The 2775-nt window shown below is 59.5% G+C and carries 3 protein-coding genes and 1 pseudogene; all 4 read right to left on the bottom strand.

The window, feature by feature from the left end; all coding sequences use genetic code 11:
• The coding region (locus tag ACH2EH_RS24635; protein ID WP_395145994.1) for a sugar isomerase domain-containing protein at positions 1-746 on the bottom strand (746 nt) is incomplete at its 3' end.
• A gap of 10 nt (positions 747-756) precedes the next feature.
• Positions 757-1488: an SDR family NAD(P)-dependent oxidoreductase gene (locus ACH2EH_RS24630; RefSeq protein WP_395145993.1), complete on the bottom strand. Its 732-nt coding sequence runs from the start codon at positions 1486-1488 to the stop codon at positions 757-759.
• Complete coding sequence (locus tag ACH2EH_RS24625) at positions 1485-1643, bottom strand: hypothetical protein (protein WP_395145992.1); 159 nt, start codon at positions 1641-1643, stop codon at positions 1485-1487. Before ACH2EH_RS24625 ends, ACH2EH_RS24630 begins: the two co-directional genes overlap by 4 nt.
• Positions 1644-2007: 364 nt before the next feature.
• Positions 2008-2775 (bottom strand): annotated as a pseudogene (locus ACH2EH_RS24620) (hypothetical protein); the annotation flags it as partial.

Below are 2775 nucleotides of genomic sequence, written 5' to 3'. Positions count from 1 at the left end.
CGGTGGGCATGTTCATCATACGCCGCCTGGAAGATTTCGGTGCTGCGCTCGGTGCCGATGGCGACTGCGCCCGCGAGGGCTAGCGGCGGCTGCCCGGCTTCGGTGAGTAGCTTTGCCGTCTCGGCTTTCATACAGTTGATCAGCATCGCGCCGCCCACGGTAGAACCTGGTGCCACTTTCATCTCCATCCCCGGAATCTGCACTATCGCATCACCGATGGGAGCGCCCGTGTCCAAGACAATTTCCGCGAAGTCCATCAGCTTCTTGCCATCGCTGCGCTTGCTCGCCGATGCCTCCGCATGGACTTTGGAGACAATCGCCACCACCGGGATTCCCTGGTTCTGGAAAAGCTCTGCGAGCTCAACGGGCACCAAGCTGCACCCCGATGAGGAGATAATCAGCGCTGAATCGGTCGGTTTGAGATCGAAGTTACGCAGGATCTGTGCGGCTAGCCCGGAGACATTCTCCAGAAACATCGCCTGACGCTGCCCATTGGCCCCGACCACCAGGTTATGAAAGCTCAGCGAGAGCTCGACTAAAGGATTCCAGCCAGGGTAGGAGCCGTAGCGTGGCCACATCTCCTCCACCATCATCCGACTGTGCCCGGAGCCAAAGACATGCACCATGCGCCCGGTCAGGATCGTGGCCGAAAACAAGGCGGCAGCTTGTTGCATCGAGGCTTCTTGCACCGCGACGGTCTCGACCATCTGACGGCACGCTTGCAAATAGGAAAGGGTAGGACTCATCGCTCTCATTCTACGATACTGACCAGCCGCCGTCCACGGTGAGTGTCTGCCCCGTGATCTGCGCGGCACTCTCGCCCAGCAAGAAAAGCGCGGCTTTTGCGATCTCCTCGGCATTGAGGAGGTTTTCTGCGAGGGGTTGTTTGGTTTTTATGAATTCCAGAATTTCGGAATCGGTCTGGGCACGCTGGCTCATGGGCGTGCGCACGAGGCCCGGAGCGACCGCGTTCACGCGAATCTTCTGCGGCGCGTAGTAGGAAGCCAGCGTAATCACTAAGCTCTGTACCGCGCCCTTGGCGGCGGCGTAGGCGTGCGTCGCAAACTTCCCCGGCTCCGGGTGCGAGGCGAGGACTGAGCTGATGAGCACTAAACTCCCGCCGCTACCCTGCGCCAGAAACTGTGTCAGCGCAGCGCGGGCAATAAAAAACGTCGTGTCCAGATTGAGCGCAAACGTCTGCCGCCAGCCGTCGTCGGTGCAGGCATCGAGCGGCCCATCACCAAAGCGCCGCCCCGAACCCCCGACCACGCAGAACACGCCGTCAAGACTTCCCAGCTCCGCCACACACGCCGCCACCGCTGCCGTCGCCTGCGCCGAGTCCGTCAGATCTGCGGCAAAGTAGGGCATGTTAAGCAATGCGCAGTCCTCGGCATTCAAGCTCGTCACAAAGACGCTATGCCCGGCACTTACTGCCAGCCGCACCGTCGCCGCCGCAATCCCCGTCGCACCCGTGATCAGAAAGTTCACAGGGTGGCCGCTACTTTATAGCCAATCCGCTCGATATTAATGACCACCATCCGCCCGATATTTTCGGGTGTCTCTACCTGAGAGCGAATGTGCTTGTCGTACCACTCACGCGCCCGCCGTGCGATCTCTTCACGGCTTAGAAGTAAGGTTTCCATGGTAGGAAATTATATCGCTTCTCTGGCATGAGGGCAGAACGCCTTGGTTTGCTTCTTGAGGCGGGGAGAAACTTAAGCCACTCATGCCGCAGTGGGACGAGGATACAAATGTTTCAGAACGCCCGGCGCGGGAATATTTTTGATAGTTTGTGTTGATGCAGTGCAGAGTCACTCGGAAGCAGTGCAGGATCATTGGGGAGTGGTGCTTCGTTATCGCGGAGCAGTGTGCAAGAGTCGAAGAATGGCACAGGACTGTCGAAGAGTGACACAGGACTGTCGAAGAGTAGTGCTCTATCACTACGGAGCCATGATAGGACACTAAAGACTAGTGCGCAGGAGTCATGGAGGGGTACGGAAAGGCTTTTCAGAGCTTCTTTACCTGTGCACAGAGCGCCTGGAGCTGGGAGGGAGTGACGGCGACGAAGCCATCGCCGAGGATTTCCATTGTTTTTTTGAGATCGCCGAGCTTGGAGCCCCAGTTCCAGATGAAGGCGTTGATAAACGCGGGGCGTTTTTGCCCGGCGCGCTCTCGGATCTGCTGCGCGAAGTGCTCGGGGCCGCTGCCGCTGGTGGCGGCGCGGAAGACACTCTGGCCGGTGGGGAGGGTGTAGGTCAGCTCGTGGTAGCTGGTGATTCCTGCGTGGCCGTAGTCGGGCAGGAGGTAGGTGGTCTGGGGGAGAAGCGGCCCCACTTTCGCAATATCGACGGCGTCTACGTCCATCAGGCGCACGGTATTCATGTCCATCTTCGCCATGTACTCTTGGGTGCGCCCGTAGAAGTAGCGAAAGGCAGAGTCGCGGTCTTTCGTACTCAGCGCTGTGCCCCACGACGGTGGGTAGATATAGGCGACGCCAGAAACGTCGCAGATAAACTCGTCGTTGGGCGTGGCGTGCTCGTAGTACCAGCGTGCCCAAGTGGGAGCCAGGTCAATCAGAGTCGGCCCCATACCCCAGCCGACCGGAATCTGGCCGCGCACCGGGTCCTCAAAGTAGCGCCGGAAGTAGCCACGCCAGGTGCAGAGGTTGTCGCCATCGCTCATGGTGAAGCAGACATAGACTTTCGAGGGATCGAATTTTGGGGGCGCGGGGCGCGGCTTCTGCGTCAGCTTTGTCGCGGGGACGCCGCTGTGCAC

Origin of the sequence: Armatimonas sp., assembly GCF_043760365.1 — a bacterium.
In the GTDB taxonomy this organism is placed as follows: domain Bacteria; phylum Armatimonadota; class Armatimonadia; order Armatimonadales; family Armatimonadaceae; genus Armatimonas.
This window is presented reverse-complemented; position numbering and strand designations above follow the sequence as displayed.